Below are 17,369 nucleotides of genomic sequence, written 5' to 3'. Positions count from 1 at the left end.
CGCACCATGTCTCATCAGTCTGATTTGATCAGCGAGGACATCCTCGCCTACCTGGCCCAGCACGAACGCAAAGAGCTGCTGCGCTTCCTTACCTGCGGCAACGTTGACGACGGCAAGAGCACCCTGATCGGCCGCCTGCTGCACGACTCCAAGATGATCTATGAAGATCACCTGGAAGCCATTACCCGCGACTCGAAAAAGGTCGGCACCACCGGTGACGACGTGGATCTGGCGTTGCTGGTCGACGGCCTGCAGGCCGAGCGCGAGCAGGGCATCACCATCGATGTGGCTTACCGCTACTTCAGCACTGCCAAGCGCAAGTTCATCATTGCCGACACCCCCGGCCATGAGCAGTACACCCGCAACATGGCCACCGGTGCTTCCACCTGCGACCTGGCGATCATCCTCGTCGATGCCCGTTACGGCGTGCAGACCCAGACTCGTCGCCACAGCTTTATCGCGTCCTTGCTGGGCATTCGCCATATCGTCGTTGCCATCAACAAGATGGATCTGATGGACTTCGATCAGAGCGTGTTCGAAAGCATTCGCGGCGATTACCTCGCGTTCGCCGAGCGTATCGGCCTCAAGCCGACATCGCTGCATTTCGTGCCCATGTCTGCGCTCAAGGGCGACAACGTGGTCAACCGCAGCGAGCGCGCGCCCTGGTATCAAGGCCAGTCGCTGATGGAAATCCTGGAAAGCGTCGAGATCGCCGGCGACCGCAACTTCGACGACCTGCGCTTCCCGGTACAGTATGTCAACCGGCCAAACCTGAACTTCCGAGGTTTTGCCGGCACTCTGGCCAGCGGCATCGTGCGCAAGGGCGATGAAATCACTGTCCTGCCATCGGGCAAGAGCAGCCGCATCAAGTCCATCGTCACCTTTGACGGCGAGCTGGAGCAGGCCACGCCGGGCGAAGCCGTCACTCTGACCCTGGAAGACGAGATCGACGTCTCCCGTGGCGACATGCTGGTGCATGCCGACAACCTGCCGCGCATTGCCGACAGCTTCGACGCGATGCTGGTATGGATGGGCGAAGAGCCGATGCTGCCGGGCAAGAAATACGACATCAAGCGTGCGACCAGCTACGTGCCGGGTTCCATCGCAAGTATCGACCACACGGTAGATGTGAACACCCTGGAGAAGGGGCCGGCGAGCAGCCTGCAGCTCAACGAGATCGGTAAGGTGCGGGTCAGCCTGGACGCGGCCATCGCTCTGGATGGTTACGCACAGAACCGCACCACCGGCGCATTCATCGTCATTGACCGGCTCACCAACGGCACCGTTGGCGCGGGCATGATCATTGCCGAGCCGCTCGGCCACGGGCACGGCGGTCATCATGGTGCGCTGGCCCACGTGTCCACTGACGAGCGTGCGGTGCGCTTCGGCCAGCAGCCGGCCACCGTCCTGTTTACCGGCCTCTCCGGCGCTGGCAAGAGCACCCTGGCCTACGGTGTCGAGCGCAAGCTGTTCGACATGGGTCGTGCGGTCTATGTGCTCGACGGCCAAAACCTGCGTCATGACCTGAACAAGGGTCTGCCGCAGGATCGCGCCGGACGCACCGAGAACTGGCGTCGTGCGGCCCATGTGGCCAAGCAGTTCAACGAAGCGGGACTGATTACCCTGGCAGCATTCGTTGCGCCGGACGCCGAAGGTCGCGAGCAGGCCAAGGCGCTGGTCGGTGCCGAGCGTCTGATCACGGTGTATGTCCAGGCGTCGCCGCAGGCTTGCCAGCAGCGCGACCCGCAGGGGCTGTATGCCGCCGGCGGCGACAACATCCCGGGCGAGTCCTTCCCCTACGATGTGCCGGGCAACGCGGATCTGGTGATCGATACCGAATCGCTCAGCGTGGCGGAAGGCGTCAAGCAGGTGATTGATCTGCTGCGTCAGCGTGGTGCGATATAACAAGTCGCGGTAACGAAAACGCCCTGCATCTGCAGGGCGTTTTGCTTTTTAGGGTCAGCGACACATTGGTCAAAGAAAAGCTTCGTGCCGGGGATTGCGTTCCCATGGTTTGAGGGGACTGCATCGCTTTCGTGGGAGCTGCGCCCTCGCGGCGAATGCAGGCAATCGACTCGCCGATATCGCTGGCTATCAGTCGCGCAGCACGTACTTCAGGATCTCCACCACCTGCTCGGTGGTCGTTGCCCAGGCCATGGCCGCTGCATCGACTTCCTTCAGCGGATGCACGATGTCCTCGCCATGCAGGGTGACGTAAGGCTTATCCAGTGCGGCGCAGTAACCAGCATCGAAGGCAGCGTTCCATTGCTTGTACTTGTCGCCGAAGCGCACCACCACCAGGTCGGCCTGCTGGATCAGCGTCTTGGTGCGGATTGCGTTGACCTTGGATGACTTGTGGTCGCGCCAGAAGGCGTTTGACTCGGCACCGAGGCAGTCGCCGGCGGCGTCGCTGGCGTCATGGTCGGTTACGGCCGAGGTAAACACCACGTCCAGCCCTGCAGCCTCGGCGCCGCGCTTGATCTCGTCGCGCCAGTCGGTGTGGATTTCGCCGGACAGGTAAACGGTAAAGCTCATGAATCCTCCAGTAGTTCGTGGCCGCCGGCGATTCATCGCGCCGGCACAGAAGGCCCGATGCTAGCCCGGATCATGCCCGAGGGCCAGAAAGTCGGGCCGAGCTGCTCTTCAGCCCAGCAACAAGGCGTCGTCGGAGATCTTTTCGCCGCGCACCTTCTCGAACATCTGCAGCAAATCCGGCACGTCCAGCCCCTTGCGCTCGTCACCGGCCACATCCAGTACCACCTGGCCCTGGTGCAGCATTACCGTGCGGTCACCGATGTCCAGCGCCTGACGCATGCTGTGCGTGACCATCATGGTGGTGAGCTTTTTCTCGGCGACGATGCGGGCGGTAAGTTGCAGGACGAAATCGGCGGTGCGAGGGTCGAGGGCAGCTGTGTGCTCATCCAGCAACAGGATGCGCGAGGGCTGCAGAGCCGCCATCAGTAGGCTGACAGCCTGTCGCTGGCCACCCGAGAGCAGGCCGATTCGGTCGGTGAGGCGGTTTTCCAGGCCCAGGCCCAAGGTCGCCAGGTGCGCGCGGAATTCGTCTCGCATCGACGCCTGTACGGCCCTTGCCAGACCGCGGCGATGGCCGCGCTGCTGGGCCAGAGCGAGGTTTTCTTCGATGGTCAGGTCTTCGCAGGTACCGGCCATGGGGTCCTGGAAAACCCGTGCTACGCGACCGGCGCGGTTCCAGACCGGCAACTGGGTCACGTCGTCGCCGTCGATAAGGATGCTGCCGCTGTCCACGGACAGATCGCCGGAGACGGCATTGAGAAAAGTCGACTTGCCAGCGCCGTTGGTGCCGATCACGGTTACGAACTGGCCGCTGGGAATGTCCAGCGAAAGCCCCTGAAGTGCCTTGGTCTCGATAGGCGTGCCGGGGTTGAAGGTGATTTTCAGGTTCTGTGCGCTGAGCATTAGCTGTACCTCCTGCGGGTCAGGCGCTGTTTGATCAGCGGAATGACCAGCGCGATAACGACCAGCACCGCAGTGATCAGGTTCAGGTCCTGCGCTTGCAAGCCAATGAAGTCACTGTTCAGAGCCAGGGCAATGAAGAAGCGGTAGATCACTGCGCCGAAGACTACGGCCAGGGTCAGGTAAAAGATCCGTCGGGCCGGGATGATGCTTTCGCCGATGATTACCGCGGCCAGGCCGATGACGATGGTGCCGATGCCCATGGAGATATCCGCGCCGCCCTGGGTCTGCACGAACATGGCGCCAGCCAGGCCAACCAGCGCGTTGGAAATGGCCATGCCCAGAATCACCATGGCGCCGGTATTTACGCCCTGAGAGCGGGCCATGCGCGGGTTGGAGCCGGTAGCGCGAATGGCCAGGCCCTGGCGAGTGGCAAAGTACATATCAAGGAGGATCTTGGCGGCGATGACCACCACCAACAGGATCAGCGGGCGTGCGACATAGTCGGACAGCCACTCTGGCTGCAGGATGCTGAACATGGTCGGTTCCATGATCAGCGGAATATTGGGTCGGCCCATGATGCGCAGGTTGATCGAGTACAGCGCAATCATCATCAGGATGCTGGCCAGCAGATCCATGATTCTCAGGTGCACGTTGAGTACCGCGGTGACCATGCCGGCCAGCGCACCAGCTGCGGCGGCGATCAGTGTGGCCAGGAAGGGGTCGGTGCCATTGGCGATGAGTACGGCACAAACGGCGCCGCCCAGCGGGAAGCTGCCGTCGACGGTCAGGTCGGGGAAGCGCAACAGGCGAAAGGAGATAAATACGCCAAGCGCGACCAGACCGAAGATCAGGCCAACCTCAAGGGCGCCAAACAGGGAAAACAGTGACATGGAAGATGTGCCTTTGGTGAGCGGCTGCGCCGACGCAGGGTGCGTCGGCGCAGGTCAGATCATTCGATGACTTCGGCGGCCGAGTCGATCAGCTCCTGAGACAGGGAAACACCCTGGGCAGCAGCGGCAGAGCGGTTGAGGAAAAGGCTCAGGTCAGTGGTTTTCTGCGGAGCGATGTCACCGGGCTTCTCGCCCTTGAGCAGACGCACCACCAGTTCGCCGGCCTGCACGCCGTGTTTGTAGTAATCGATGCCGATCGCTGCGATGGCGCCGCGCTTGACGCTGTCGGTATCGGAGGCGACCAGCGGGGTCTTGGTATCAGTGCCGACCTTGACCAGCGACTCGTAAGCCGAGACCACATTGTTATCGGTGCTGGTGTAGATCACGTCCACCTTGCCCACCAGGCTGCGGGCCGCGGAGCCCACATCTACGGTCCGCGGTGCAGCGGCTTCGACCAGGGTCATGCCCATGGTTGGCAGCAGTTCGCGCAGGCGTTCGACCACGACCACGGAGTTGGCTTCGCCGGGGTTGTAGACCATGCCGACACGGGTGGCATTGGGCACGACGCGCTTGACCAGCTCCATCTGGCGATCCAGTTCCAGCTCGTCGGAGACGCCGGTGACGTTGCTGCCAGAAGGCTCCCAGGAACGCACCAGCTGTGCGGCGACCGGATCGGTCACGGCAGCGAACACCACCGGCAGCGACTTGGTGCTGGCTACCACGGCCTGAGCCGAAGGGGTGGCGATGGCAACGATGGCGTCCGGGCGATCACCCACGTATTTGCGCGCGATTTGCGCCGCAGTGGCGGTGTTGCCTTGGGCGGTCTGGTATTGCCACTTCAGGCTGTTGCCGCTGTAACCGGCCGCTTCCAGCGCGTCACGCACGCCGTCACGCACGGAGTCCAGCGCCGGGTGCTCGACAATCGAAGTGACCGCTACCGCCTTGGTCTCGGCCGCGTAGGTTGTGAACGGAGTAGCCAGGGTCAGGGCAAGGGCGCCCAGGGACAGCCATTGGGTGAGGGATGACTTCATGGGTGGATATCCTATCGGGCTCTGCGGCCCTATCTGGTTGTTGTGTCCATCACAGTGAAGAATCAGAGCGCGCACCCTGTCGGGCCCGTCGCTGATGCGTTCGCAGGTGTGCTGTGGAGAATATGGGGACAGGCTCGTTTTTGCCAGTAAAGCCGCTGTGTTTGCAGTGACTTTTAAGCCAGGAGCTGGACGATCGGCGCAGGTGCCATGTGTGGGACCGTCTGTAGCTGGCAATGTGGCCGGCTCGTCATGCGCGCCGCTTTGTCTGCGCGGCGGGCTACCGGACCTCGATGCGGCAGTCGAACAGCCCTGCCGGTTCGGCATCTGCTTCCCAGGGGCGCTGGTAAGCCAACAGAAGCTGCCCGTTACCAGCCTCTTGGGCCACGAAGCGCCAGGTGGAAATGCCGTCGCCACCAATAAGGCTGTTGTCCTGTGTACTGAAGACCTCGGGGCCAAGGCTTTTCAACAGTTCAGCGGATGCTTCTTGCAACTGCCAGCGATAACCCGTGGCGGGATTGCTCGGTAACGCGACGATCAGTGTCTGGCCGACGTTCAGCGATAGCGGGCATACCCGGTCGTCGCTGACGGAAACACTGCTGGGCGGTGTGCTTGCACAGGCCCCCAGCATCAGCAGAGACAATGGCAACAGGCAGCGGGAGATGGCGAAAGGCATGGTCGTCGGCACCCTTTGAAATACGAAAGAGAAAGAATAGCGGGCATTGCTGCGAAGGCCCAGGCGCATGGCGCCAGGAGCTTTCAGGAACCCCCCGAGACCTAAGCTGCCGATGTTCGCTGTAGAGCAGATCAGTCTTGGAGCTTTGCAGGATATGTAAAAAAAGCTCCGGACGAGTCCGCTTCTGCACGGCTGCGCGACGGTGAAACACCGACCCGGACTGATCTGGTAGGAGCGAATTTATTCGCGAGTTCTTGGCTGCACAAAAGCTCGCGTATCGCTCGTCAGGATTAGAACAACACCTTGATCACATCAGTGAAACGCTTGGCGAAGTGCACCGTCAGCCCCTCCTTGAGGTAGTCGGGCAGCTCCTGGAAATCGCCACGGTTCGACTCGGGGATGATCAGCTCGTAAAGCTTCAGGCGCCGTGCAGCGATCACCTTTTCCCGCAGGCCGCCGATGGCCAGCACCTGGCCGGTGAGGGTCAGCTCGCCGGTCATTGCCACACCTTTCCTCGGCGGCTGGTTGCGCGCCAGGGAGAGCAGGGCACTGGCCATGCTGATACCGGCGCTGGGACCATCCTTGGGCGTCGCGCCCTCGGGCACATGCATGTGTACGAAGGCCTGGTCGAAAAAGGTCGGGTCGCCCTTGAACTCCTTCAGGTGCGCATTGACGTAGCTATAGGCGATCTCCGCGGACTCCTTCATCACCTCGCCAACCTTGCCGGTCAGCTTGAAGCCGCGGTTGAGGGTGTGAATCCGCGTAGCTTCGATCGGCAATGTCGCGCCGCCCATGCTGTTCCACGCCAGGCCGGTGACCACGCCGACGCCGCTGAGCAGCTGCTCCGGATGCCAGAAGGGCAGCCCCAGGTAGCTTTCGATGCTTTTGGGGCTGATCTTGATGGTACTTTCCGGCTCGTCGAGCAGCTTGACCACTGCCTTGCGCACCAGCTTGCCGAGCTGCTTGTCCAGCTGGCGCACGCCAGCCTCACGGGCATAACCCTCGATCAGCGCGCGCAGGGCGGAGTCGGTGATGCTCAGGCGATTCTTGGGTACGCCGGCCTTTTCCAGCTGGCGTGGCCAGAGATGGCGCTTGGCGATCTGCAGTTTTTCCTCGGTGATATAGCCGGACAGGCGCACGATTTCCATACGGTCCAGTAGCGGGTCTGGTACCGAATAAAGCGTGTTGGCCGTGCAGATAAACAGCACCTTGGACAGGTCCAGGCGCAGGTCCAGATAGTGGTCGAGGAAGCCCGCGTTCTGCTCTGGGTCGAGGGTCTCCAGCAGTGCAGAAGCCGGGTCACCCTGGTGGCTGCTGCCGAGCTTGTCCACCTCGTCGAGCATGATCACCGGGTTCATCACCTCAACTTCCTTCAGCGCCTGCACCAGCTTGCCGGGCAAGGCGCCGATATAGGTGCGGCGGTGGCCCTTGATCTCGGCTTCGTCGCGCATGCCGCCTACGCTGAAGCGGTAGAAGGGCCGGCCCAGAGATTCGGCGATGGATTTGCCGATGCTGGTCTTGCCGACACCAGGTGGGCCTACCAGCAACACGATGGAGCCTGAAATCTCGCCACGATAGGCACCGACGGCGAGAAACTCGATGATGCGGCTCTTGATGTCGTCGAGCCCGGCATGGTGCTTGTTGAGCACCTTGCGCGCCCGGGCCAGATTGAGCTTGTCCTCTCCGTAGAGGCCCCAGGGAATCGAGGTGGCCCAGTCCAGGTAATTGCGGGTGACGGCGTATTCGGGTGAGCCGGTTTCCAACACCGAGAGTTTGGCCAGCTCATCGTCGATGCGCTTCTGGGCTGCTGCCGGTACGATTTTTCCTTCCAGACGCGAGCGGAATTCGTCGGCATCGGCGCTACGGTCATCCTTGGTGATGCCCAGCTCCTGCTGGATGATTTTCAATTGTTCCTTGAGGAAGAACTCGCGCTGGCGTTCGCCGATCTTGCGGTTGACCTCGCCGGTCAGCTCCTTCTGCAGCTTGGCGACCTCGACCTCCCTGCGCAGCAGCGGCAAGACCTTCTCCATGCGCTTGAGCACCGGCACGCTGTCGAGTACGTCCTGCAGCTCGTTTCCGGGAGCGGTAGTCAGTGCAGCGGCGAAGTCCGTCAGTGGCGACGGCTCGTTGGGGCTGAAGCGGTTGAGATAGTTCTTCAGCTCTTCGCTGTACAACGGGTTGAGCGGCAGCAGCTCCTTGATCGCATTGATCAGCGCCATGCCGTAGGCCTTTACCTCGTCGCGCGGATCCTCGTCGCTCTGGGGATAGTCCACTTCCACCAGATAAGGCGGCTTGCGTCGCAACCAGCCGCGGATACGCACGCGGGCCATGCCCTGGGCCACGAACTGCAGCTTGCCGCCCTCGCGCGAGGCGTGATGTACGCGCACCATGGTGCCGTGTTCTGGCAGGCTGTCGGGGTCGAAGCTGGCCGCGTCTTGTGCCGGGTTTTCCATGTAGAACAGCGCCAGACGCTGGTGTGGCGTCTTGCCAACCAGCTCCAGCGTCTGCGCCCAAGGCTCTTCATTGACGATGACCGGCAATACCTGGGCAGGGAAGAAAGGCCGGTTGTGGATCGGAATGATGTAGAGCTTATCTGGCAGGTTTTGGTCAGGCAGCACCAAGCCGGTGGCGTTCTGCTCGAAGTCCTGAGTGATCTCGTCGTTCATGCGGCACCTAATCTCAATACATGACCCTTAGATAGGTCTTGTACGAATGATTTCAATCTTCGTCCTTGAGAGGTGGCCGCCCGCATGCTGATCCGTGCTGGCGAATCAGGCGCCAAGACTGTCAGTCGTCAGCGATGATGTTCTCGCGCTCATCAATGGCGCCGGCTGCAATCAGGTGCTCGGCCTGGTCCTCTGGCAGGTGAACACTGACGCTGTCGATATGCGCAACCGACATGCGTGCCTGCGGGTCGGTGGTGATTCGCACATCCATGATGGCGCTGCGATAGGTGGTGCCGTCGTGGGTGGCGGAGCAGGTGCCGGTGGCGGTGTCGATACTGACTGTCATGGTGCCTCCTGATGGTGTTCTAACAGCGTAGGCGAGTGAGCGAGACTGGCGGCAGCCGCAGGCGGCTGGCCAGGCCCTTGTCCGTACACGCGATGAGCGAATACACCCGACTTCATTCATCTGACCCGTTTCTGCCTCATACGTTGCTCAGCTAACGGCTCAAGCTCACGGGTTTCCGGCGAAAACTCGGTTGAGGCGCTATGCTTCGCAAACAGGCCGCTGAAAAACACCTGTGGTTTTTCAGCGGCTTGCCAATTTTTGATCACTCGTTGCAAGGGCTTGCCCGCATTTGGCCAGTGGATGCGTGATGCCAGGCAACATGAGGAAAGCCCCAATGAACACGAGCAACCCGACCCTGATCACTTTTGTGGTCTACATCCTGGCGATGATCCTCATCGGCTTCATCGCCTACCGCGCCACCAAGAATTTCGATGATTACATCCTTGGCGGTCGTAGCCTCGGAAGCCTGGTGACGGCTTTATCGGCAGGGGCTTCGGATATGAGCGGGTGGCTGCTGATGGGCCTGCCAGGTGCGATTTTTATCGCCGGACTCTCGGAAAGCTGGATTGCCATAGGCCTGATCATTGGCGCCTGGCTCAACTGGCTGTTCGTCGCCGGACGTCTTCGCGTGCACACCGAGCACAACCATAACGCGCTGACGCTGCCGGACTATTTCTCCCATCGCTTTGAAGACAACAGCCGCCTGTTGCGCATCTTCTCGGCGCTGGTGATCCTGGTGTTCTTCACCATTTACTGCGCCTCGGGCGTGGTAGCGGGGGCGCGGTTGTTCGAGTCGACCTTCGGCCTGGAGTACGGGACGGCGCTCTGGGTCGGGGCGGCTGCGACCATTCTCTACGTGTTTATCGGGGGCTTCCTTGCGGTGAGCTGGACCGACACCGTTCAGGCCACGCTGATGATCTTCGCGCTGCTGGTCACCCCCGTGTTCGTGATACTCGCCCTCGGCGACGTCGGCACGACGCTGGCCACCATCGAGGCGCAGAACCCGGCCAACTTCGACATGTTCCGCGGCCTGTCCTTTGTAGCGATCATCTCGCTGCTGGCCTGGGGGCTGGGCTATTTTGGCCAGCCACACATCCTGGTGCGCTTTATGGCGGCGGATTCGGTCAGGACAATTCCCAACGCGCGCCGTATCGGCATGACCTGGATGATTCTCTGCCTGGCCGGTGCCGTGGCCGTAGGTTTCTTTGGCATCGCCTACTTCGCCGATCACCCGGATGTGGCAGGACCCGTTCGAGAAAACGGCGAGCGGGTGTTTCTGGAGCTGGTGAAAATCCTCTTCAACCCCTGGGTCGCCGGCTTGATTCTTTCAGGTATTTTGGCAGCAGTAATGAGCACCCTCAGCGCTCAGCTGCTGGTGAGTTCCAGTGCGCTGACCCAGGATTTCTACAAAGCCATCCTGCGCAAGAATGCATCGCAGAGTGAGCTGGTTTGGGTCGGCCGCGGCATGGTGCTGTTGATTGCGTTGATTGCCATCAGCATCGCTTCCAACCCCGACAGCAAAGTGCTGGGGCTGGTGTCCTATGCCTGGGCCGGCTTCGGCGCAGCCTTTGGCCCGGTGGTGCTGATCTCGCTGCTGTGGAAGCGCATGACCCGCAACGGCGCCCTGGTGGGCATGCTGGTCGGGGCCATCACCGTGGTGGTCTGGAAGGAATTCATCGGCCTCGGTCTGTACGAGATCATCCCCGGCTTCCTATTCGGAAGCATCGCCATCTATGTCGTCAGCTTGATGGGCAAGGAGCCCAGTGCAAGCATTCAGCAGCGCTTCGAGAAGGCGGATGCGGAATATCGCGCGGGCTGATAGCTAGCCGCGACCAACTGCATTAGCCGGATCGTTGACGTCCGGCTGACTCCGACAAGGCCCCTCGCGGGCCTTGTTTCGTTGTACTCATACATCGTGAACCTGGGCCGGGTCACTGCTATGCGGGGCCGGGTGAATCTCAAATCAAGTATTTAATTGTTATGATATAACATGATAGATTCTCCGCCGCTTTTTCGGATCGCCTTTTTTGCGCGGTCGTCATTTTTGGAGAATCACATGACACAGAAGCCTCATTCCCTGGCCTGGGCCGTCAGCCTGGCATTGATCCCGAGCGCCTGGGCCGCCGACCCTGTGGAGCTCGATTCGGTAGTGGTCAGCTCCAGCGCCCTTGGTCGGCAAAGTCACGAGATGACGCTGCCGGTGTCCGTTCTGGAAGGCGACGAGCTGGTGCAGCGTCGCGAAGCAACCCTTGGTGAAACCTTGCAAAACTTGCCTGGCGTACATGCCAGCGGCTTCGGTGCGGGTGCTTCACGGCCAGTGATTCGCGGCCTCGATGGCGCCCGGGTGAAGGTGTTGAGCGATGGCGTGGAATTGCTCGATGCATCGACCATTAGCCCGGACCACGCGGTGGCCAGCGAGCCTCTGCTGGCCGAACGTATCGAGGTGTTAAAGGGCCCGGCGACATTGCTGTACGGCGGTGGTGCCATTGGCGGAGTGGTCAATGTGATCGACCGCAAGGTGCCGACTCGGGTACCCGAGAAGGGCTATGAGGGTGAACTGGAGCTGCGTGCCAACAGTGCCGCCAACGAAGGCGCAGGCCTGTTTGGTCTTACAGCGGGCAGCGGCAACTTTGCCGTGCGTGCTGAAGGCGTGAAGCGCCAGGCCGACGAATACGAGATCCCCGGCTCGCCGGACAAGCAGGTCGGCTCCTATAACGACACAGATACCTTCACCCTCGGTGCCAGTTTCATCGGTGAGCGCGGTTACCTCGGCGCAGCCTATACCGAGCAGAACAATCGCTACGGGCTGCTGGCCCATGAACATGCCGACTGCCACACCCATGGCAGCGACTGGCACTGCGGCGGCCACGGCCATGCTCACGACCATGACCACGAAGACGAAGGTGTGCCCTATGTGGATATGCAGCAGAAACGCTGGGATTTGCGCGGGGAGCTGAACGATCCGCTGCCGGGCTTCGAGCTGGCGCGCTTGCGCGTGGGGCACAGCAACTATCAGCACCAGGAAATCGAAGGCGGCGAGGTAGGGACGCGCTTCGACAACGATGCCACCGACGCCCGCCTGGAAATGACTCACCAGCCGCTGTTCGGCTGGCGTGGCCTGCTCGGTGCGCAAACCCTGCGTCGCGATTTCGAGGCGACCGGCGAAGAGGCCTATGTACCACCGACCCTGACCCGCAACCACGGCCTGTTTCTGCTGGAGGAATACACCGCAGGCGCCTGGCGTTATGAGATAGGGCTGCGCCACGAATGGCAGGATATCGACGCCGACGGCCCGCGCGATACCAGCCACAGCGGTACTTCGGTTTCCGCTGGTGCAGTCTGGACCTTCGCCCCGCAATACTCGATTGGCTTCTCGCTGTCACGCTCCCAGCGCCTGCCCACCGCCGAAGAGTTGTACGCCTACGGCCCCCACGCCGCCAGCCGCACGGTGGAACTGGGCAACATCGAACTGGACGAGGAAACCTCGCACAACGCCGAGCTCACCCTGCGCAAATTCGCCGGCCGCACGACATTTACCTTCAGCCTGTTCCGCAATCAGGTCGATGACTTCATCTACGCCGCAGACACCGGCAACGATATTGGTGGCGGCTATCGGGAAATCGAATACCGCCAGCAGGACGCGGTACTTACCGGAGCCGAGGGTGAAGTACGCTTCCAGGTGACCGACGCCACCGCCTTTACTCTGTTCGGTGACCACGTGCGCGGCAAACTGCGCAATGGCGGCGGCGATCTTCCCCGGATTCCGGCGGACCGTCTGGGCGTGCGCCTCGATCAGAGCTTCTCACCTGCGCTCAACGGCCAACTCGAGTTCTACCGGGTACAGCGCCAGGACGAACTGGCCGTCTACGAAACCGAAACCGGTGGCTACAACATGCTTGGCGCGGGGCTGAGCTATGCCGGCTCGCTGAAGCAGACGGATTACCTGATCTACCTCAAGGGCAACAACCTGCTGGATGAGAAGGCTCGTCAGCACACCTCCTTTATCAAGGATGAAGTGTTGCTGCCGGGGCGTAATCTGACGGTGGGGGTGCGGCTGGCGTTCTGATAGCGCGTGCGTAGGGTGGACAACGCGAAGCTTGTCCACCGTTTATAACCGGACGACCAGCTGCGCCACGGTGGATGTAAAAAACGACATCCACCCTACGACGGCACACCGACAATTACGCTGGAGGCCTTGAAGATCGCCGTGACGCTTTCCCCCTCGGCCAATTCAAGCGTGCGGCGGCTTTCATTGGTAACGATGGCCGCCAGCGTGGCGCCGCCGGGCAGATCCAGCACCACCTCGGTATTCACCGCGCCGGGGTGGATACGTGCGATGCGGCCGGTGAGGCGGTTGCGTGCGGAGAAACGCACGCCGTCTCCGTCGCGGACAAGGATGACCGATGACGACTTCACCAAGGCCAAGGCTTCCGCACCGGGCTGCAAGCCCAGCTCCAGCGTGCTTTCGTGGGTAACGGTAGCGATGACGGTTTGTCCGCCGGCAATCTCCAGCTCGATCTCATCGTTGACCGCCCCGGTTGTCACCCGGACCACTTGGCCGTGGAACTGGTTACGTGCGCTGGTCTTCATAGCCATCCTGCGGATCAATAGGTAGTCATCGGCAATGCCCGTGGCCTGCCGGCTCAGTTGCTCGACGAAGCGCAGATGCTCGCGCTCGATCAGGCGAAAGTTCTCCACCAACTGTTCTCCGCGCCGGGTCAGCCGTGTGCCGCCGCCGCCCTTGCCACCGGCAAGGCGCTCCATCAGCGGTTCGCCGGCCAGGTTGTTCATCGCGTCGATGGCATCCCAGGCGGCCTTGTAACTCATGCCGATGGCCTTGGCGGCCCGGGTGATGGAACCGCATTCGGCGATCTTGGCGAGCAGGGCGATACGCTGTTCACCGCCGAAGCGTTCACCATCGACGCTCAGCCAGAGCGAGCCGTGCAGTTCCATGGAATGGTTGGTCGGTGTCATCGCTTCAGCTCCCGCTCAGGTTGTCGAGGCGGCCCTCGTTGATATGAAGCACCTGGTCGCCAAAGACCTCGGCGTCCTCCCGATCATGGGTGATCAGCAGCATGGGTACCTGCAGGCGTCGCTGTAACTCGTCCAGTTCGCGGCGCATATGGCTGCGCAGCATGGAGTCCAGCGCGGAGAAGGGTTCATCCAGTAATAGCGCTCTAGGCTTTGCAACCAGAGCCCGGGCGAGGGCGGTGCGCTGGCGCTGGCCACCGGAGAGCTCTTCGGGCAACTGGTCGGCGACCGGGCGCAGCTGGAAGGCATCCAGCCAGTAGTCAACCTTGTCGTTATGCTGGCTTGCACGTGGATTGAACAGTCCGTGGTTCAGGCCAAACGCAATGTTCTGCCGCACGCTCAGGTGCGGGAACAGCGCGTAATCCTGAAACACGTAAGCCATTTTGCGTTGCTGTGGCGCCAGGTTGATCTTCGCGGTGGTATCGAACATCGTCGTGCCATCCAGGCGGATATGCCCGCGATCAGGCCGCATCAGGCCCGCAATGGATTTCAGCAGCAGGCTCTTGCCCGAGCCGGACGGCCCGAGGATGACCAGCCGCTGGCTGCTGCTGCGAAAGCCCAGCTTCAGCTCAAAGCTGCGCTTGCCGGAGGTCAGGGTCTTGGCGATATCGATATCAAGCAGCACGGGCAGCCTCCGTCAGCGATTGGCAATACGGCCGGGTGCAAGGCGACCGGCTGCCAGCAGGACGGTCACGCAGACCAGTGAAGTAATCAGCACCAGGGTGTTGGCCACATCGTCCTGACCGGCCTGTACGGCTTCGTATACGGCAATCGACAGTGTCTGCGTCTTGCCGGGAATACTGCCCGCTACCATCAGGGTTGCGCCAAACTCGCCCAGCGCACGGGCGAACGCGAGCAGTACGCCGGCCAGAATCCCGCGCCAGGCCAGCGGCAAGGTCACCCGAAAGAAGATCGCCAGCTCCGAAACCCCCAGCACTCGTGCGGCGTTTTCCAGTTGCCCGTCCACGCCCTCGAACGCAGCGCGCGCGGGCTTGAACACCAACGGAAAGGCCACGATGGCAGCGGCGACCACCGCCCCCTGCCAGGTGAAGATCAGGCTGATGCCGAATGTGTCCTGCAGCCATGCGCCGAAGGCGCTGCGCCGTCCCAGCAATACCAGCAGGTAATAGCCGAGCACGGTGGGCGGCAGCACCATTGGCAGCGTCAGCAGGGTGTCGAGCAGATCCCGACCGGGAAAGCGCACACGCGCCAGCAAAAAGCCGGTGGCGGTGCCTAGTATCAGGCTGATCACCGTGGCAAAGCCGGCCACCTTGAGCGAGAGGGCGAGTGCGATCCAGGCCTGTTCCATCCGTTATCTCGTCTCGTGCTCAGGGTTTCAGAAAGCCGTGCCGGGCCAGGATTGCCTGGCCGGCGGCGGACTGCACGTAGGCGATAAAGCGCTGGGCTTCCTGGCTGTTGTCGCTGTCGCTCAGCTGCGCGATGGGATAGGCGATGGCGCTCTTCAGCGGAACGCTGAAGGCAAGCTTAACCTTGTCTTTCATCAGCTGAGCATCGGTGGCGTAAACAAGTGCTGCTTCGACTTCACCCCGCGCCACATAATCCAGAGCCTGGCGAACGCTCTGGGTGGTGATCGCCTTGGCCTGCACAACCTGCCACAGGCTGGCCGCTTCCAGCGCCTCCCGGCTGTAGCGCCCCACGGGCACGCTGGCCGGATTGCCAATGGCGACCCGCTCGACGCCAGGCTGCTGCAAGTCAGTTAGCTGCTTGAGCTTGATATCGCTGTCATGTGGCGTGATCACCACCAGCGTGTTGCGCGCAAAATCCTGGCGGCTGCCTGTCTCGATCAGTTGGCGCTCGGCGGCAATATCCATCGTCTGTTGATCGGCCGAGGCAAACACATCCACCGGCGCACCCTTGGTCATCTGTTGGAGCAGGGCACCCGAAGCCCCGAAGTTCAGCAGGACTGTCGCGCCCGCATGTTCGGCTTCGTAAGCACGCGCGACTTCCTGGAAAGCGTTAGTCAGGCTGGATGCAGCTGAAACCGTCACCTCGCCCGCCTGGGCCATGCTGGAGAGCAGAAAGAAAAGAGCGCTGAGTCGCTTGATCAGTGAAAGGCGCATAAGCGCTCCGAAGTGAAGAAAAGCTCGCGTTATATAAGCATGTATATAGCGCAATGGAAATCAGGCTCTGGAGGGCGGTTTGGCATGGCTTGCGCGATTTTGAGCGTGCAGAACTCCACGTCTGAAACGAAAAAGCCCTGTCAGGGACAGGGCTTTACTTGCGATCTGGAGCGGGCGATGGGAATCGAACCCACGGCTCTAGCTTGGGAAGCTAGGGTATTACCATTATACGACGCCCGCGCAGGGAGGCTTTGTACCAGAAGGTCGGTCGGAACTGAAGCGCTTTCCGATTGGGCGGCGAAGATTCAGATCATGGCGGTTTCGGCTGAGGTCAGTGAGCGGTAGCGGCCGGGCTGCAGATCGTCATCCAGGATCAGTGGCCCCATGCGCTCGCGGTGCAAGCGGGTGACCTTGTTGTTGAAGTGGCCGAACATCCGTTTGACCTGATGGTAGCGGCCTTCGTGCAGGGTCAGTCGGGCCTGGCGCGGGCCGAGCAGCTCGAGCTGGGCAGGGCGAGTGGTGAGGTTTTCGAAGCGGAAATACAGACCTTCGGCGAAACGTTCGACGCAGGCGGGATCGATCGGGCCTTCGGTTTCCACATGATAGGTCTTGCCCAGCAGGCTTTCGGGTTGGGTCAGGCGACGGGACCATAGGCCGTCGTTGGTGATGATCAACAAACCTGTGGTGTTGAAGTCCAGGCGGCCGGCGATGTGCAGTTCGTCCTTGTCGGGTTCGTCGAGCAGATCCAGGACGGTGGGGTGCTGCGGATCGGAAGTGGCGCTGACGCAACCGGCGGGTTTGTGCAGCATAAAGAAGCGTGCGGGTTTGCCGGCCTGCAGCGTCTGGCCATCAAGCGCCACATGGTCGAACACGCGGATATCGCAGGTGCCGTCACGCACCATCTGGCCATTCACCTCGACCCGGCCTGACGCGACCAGCAGGCGTGCCTGGCGATGGCTACGGTCGGGCAGGCTGGCGATAAAGCGGTCGAGGCGCATCAGGTAGTTTCAGGTGGCTCGGCGCGAGCGCAACGGGCGCAAAGGCAGGCTTTGCCCCGTTCACTGGATGGAATGCGTTCCAGGCTTTGCGTGTCGATCTCGACCCCGAAGCACCAGCACGGCTGATCGGCGGTTGTCGGATCGCTCTGCCCGCACTGGTTTGACTGCCAGCAGAGCGGGCAGCGTGTCGGGTCGAGAGCATCGCTCATGGCGGA

Annotated in this window: 16 protein-coding genes and 1 tRNA gene; 3 read left to right on the top strand and 14 right to left on the bottom strand. The window is 61.7% G+C overall.

All coding sequences use genetic code 11. The annotated features are described in order from the left end of the window. Nucleotides 1-6 precede the first annotated feature (6 nt). Nucleotides 7-1,905: a sulfate adenylyltransferase subunit CysN gene (gene cysN, locus BN1079_RS07960; RefSeq protein ID WP_037023511.1), complete on the top strand. Its 1,899-nt coding sequence runs from the start codon at nucleotides 7-9 to the stop codon at nucleotides 1,903-1,905. 189 nt (nucleotides 1,906-2,094) lie between these two features. Here cysN and BN1079_RS07955 read toward each other — a convergent pair whose 3' ends face one another. From BN1079_RS07955 to BN1079_RS07925, 7 genes are all read right to left on the bottom strand, one after another. Further along, nucleotides 2,095-2,535, bottom strand: a complete 441-nt coding sequence (locus BN1079_RS07955; RefSeq protein ID WP_037023509.1) for a YtoQ family protein — start codon at nucleotides 2,533-2,535, stop codon at nucleotides 2,095-2,097. Between the two features lie 108 nt (nucleotides 2,536-2,643). After that, nucleotides 2,644-3,438, bottom strand: coding sequence for an ABC transporter ATP-binding protein (locus BN1079_RS07950; protein WP_037023507.1), 795 nt, complete (start codon nucleotides 3,436-3,438; stop codon nucleotides 2,644-2,646). After that, nucleotides 3,438-4,328 (bottom strand): ABC transporter permease, encoded by an 891-nt coding sequence (locus BN1079_RS07945; protein WP_037023506.1) that lies wholly within the window; start codon nucleotides 4,326-4,328, stop codon nucleotides 3,438-3,440. The genes BN1079_RS07950 and BN1079_RS07945 overlap by 1 nt, the downstream gene beginning before the upstream one ends. Before the next feature lie 59 nt (nucleotides 4,329-4,387). Next, nucleotides 4,388-5,359, bottom strand: coding sequence for an ABC transporter substrate-binding protein (locus BN1079_RS07940; protein WP_037023505.1), 972 nt, complete (start codon nucleotides 5,357-5,359; stop codon nucleotides 4,388-4,390). 277 nt (nucleotides 5,360-5,636) lie between these two features. After that, nucleotides 5,637-6,032 (bottom strand): protease inhibitor I42 family protein, encoded by a 396-nt coding sequence (locus BN1079_RS07935; RefSeq protein ID WP_037026704.1) that lies wholly within the window; start codon nucleotides 6,030-6,032, stop codon nucleotides 5,637-5,639. A 290-nt stretch (nucleotides 6,033-6,322) separates the two neighbouring features. Beyond that, nucleotides 6,323-8,698, bottom strand: a complete 2,376-nt coding sequence (lon, locus tag BN1079_RS07930; protein ID WP_037023504.1) for an endopeptidase La — start codon at nucleotides 8,696-8,698, stop codon at nucleotides 6,323-6,325. Nucleotides 8,699-8,819: 121 nt separating this feature from the next. Further along, nucleotides 8,820-9,044, bottom strand: a complete 225-nt coding sequence (locus tag BN1079_RS07925; protein WP_037023503.1) for a DUF3203 family protein — start codon at nucleotides 9,042-9,044, stop codon at nucleotides 8,820-8,822. A 334-nt stretch (nucleotides 9,045-9,378) separates the two neighbouring features. Between BN1079_RS07925 and putP the strand changes: the two genes are divergently transcribed. Continuing rightward, a complete protein-coding gene (gene putP / locus BN1079_RS07920) occupies nucleotides 9,379-10,863 on the top strand; it encodes a sodium/proline symporter PutP (RefSeq protein ID WP_037023501.1) in 1,485 nt (494 codons plus the stop codon). 237 nt (nucleotides 10,864-11,100) lie between these two features. After that, the gene (locus BN1079_RS07915) at nucleotides 11,101-13,110 is read left to right on the top strand and encodes a TonB-dependent receptor (RefSeq protein ID WP_037023499.1); all 2,010 of its coding nucleotides are present in this window, start codon (nucleotides 11,101-11,103) and stop codon (nucleotides 13,108-13,110) included. A 95-nt stretch (nucleotides 13,111-13,205) separates the two neighbouring features. Here BN1079_RS07915 and BN1079_RS07910 read toward each other — a convergent pair whose 3' ends face one another. The 7 genes from BN1079_RS07910 to BN1079_RS17330 form a co-directional block, all read right to left on the bottom strand. After that, nucleotides 13,206-14,018 (bottom strand): TOBE domain-containing protein, encoded by an 813-nt coding sequence (locus BN1079_RS07910; RefSeq protein WP_037023498.1) that lies wholly within the window; start codon nucleotides 14,016-14,018, stop codon nucleotides 13,206-13,208. Between the two features lie 4 nt (nucleotides 14,019-14,022). Beyond that, the gene (locus tag BN1079_RS07905; RefSeq protein WP_037023497.1) at nucleotides 14,023-14,700 is read right to left on the bottom strand and encodes a sulfate/molybdate ABC transporter ATP-binding protein; all 678 of its coding nucleotides are present in this window, start codon (nucleotides 14,698-14,700) and stop codon (nucleotides 14,023-14,025) included. Nucleotides 14,701-14,712: 12 nt separating this feature from the next. Continuing rightward, complete coding sequence (gene modB / locus BN1079_RS07900) at nucleotides 14,713-15,384, bottom strand: molybdate ABC transporter permease subunit (protein WP_037023496.1); 672 nt, start codon at nucleotides 15,382-15,384, stop codon at nucleotides 14,713-14,715. Nucleotides 15,385-15,403: 19 nt separating this feature from the next. Continuing rightward, nucleotides 15,404-16,156, bottom strand: a complete 753-nt coding sequence (modA, locus tag BN1079_RS07895; RefSeq protein WP_037023495.1) for a molybdate ABC transporter substrate-binding protein — start codon at nucleotides 16,154-16,156, stop codon at nucleotides 15,404-15,406. Between the two features lie 166 nt (nucleotides 16,157-16,322). After that, nucleotides 16,323-16,396: transfer RNA gene (locus tag BN1079_RS07890), tRNA-Gly, on the bottom strand. A 65-nt stretch (nucleotides 16,397-16,461) separates the two neighbouring features. Continuing rightward, nucleotides 16,462-17,154: a pseudouridine synthase gene (locus BN1079_RS07885; RefSeq protein WP_037023494.1), complete on the bottom strand. Its 693-nt coding sequence runs from the start codon at nucleotides 17,152-17,154 to the stop codon at nucleotides 16,462-16,464. Then, nucleotides 17,154-17,363: a cysteine-rich CWC family protein gene (locus BN1079_RS17330; protein ID WP_074436830.1), complete on the bottom strand. Its 210-nt coding sequence runs from the start codon at nucleotides 17,361-17,363 to the stop codon at nucleotides 17,154-17,156. Before BN1079_RS17330 ends, BN1079_RS07885 begins: the two co-directional genes overlap by 1 nt. Between the last annotated feature and the right edge of the window lie 6 nt (nucleotides 17,364-17,369).

This window comes from Pseudomonas saudiphocaensis, assembly GCF_000756775.1.
GTDB classification, from domain to species: domain Bacteria; phylum Pseudomonadota; class Gammaproteobacteria; order Pseudomonadales; family Pseudomonadaceae; genus Stutzerimonas; species Stutzerimonas saudiphocaensis.
The sequence above is the reverse complement of the archived record's forward strand: the minus strand, read 5'-3'. Positions and strand labels throughout refer to the sequence as shown.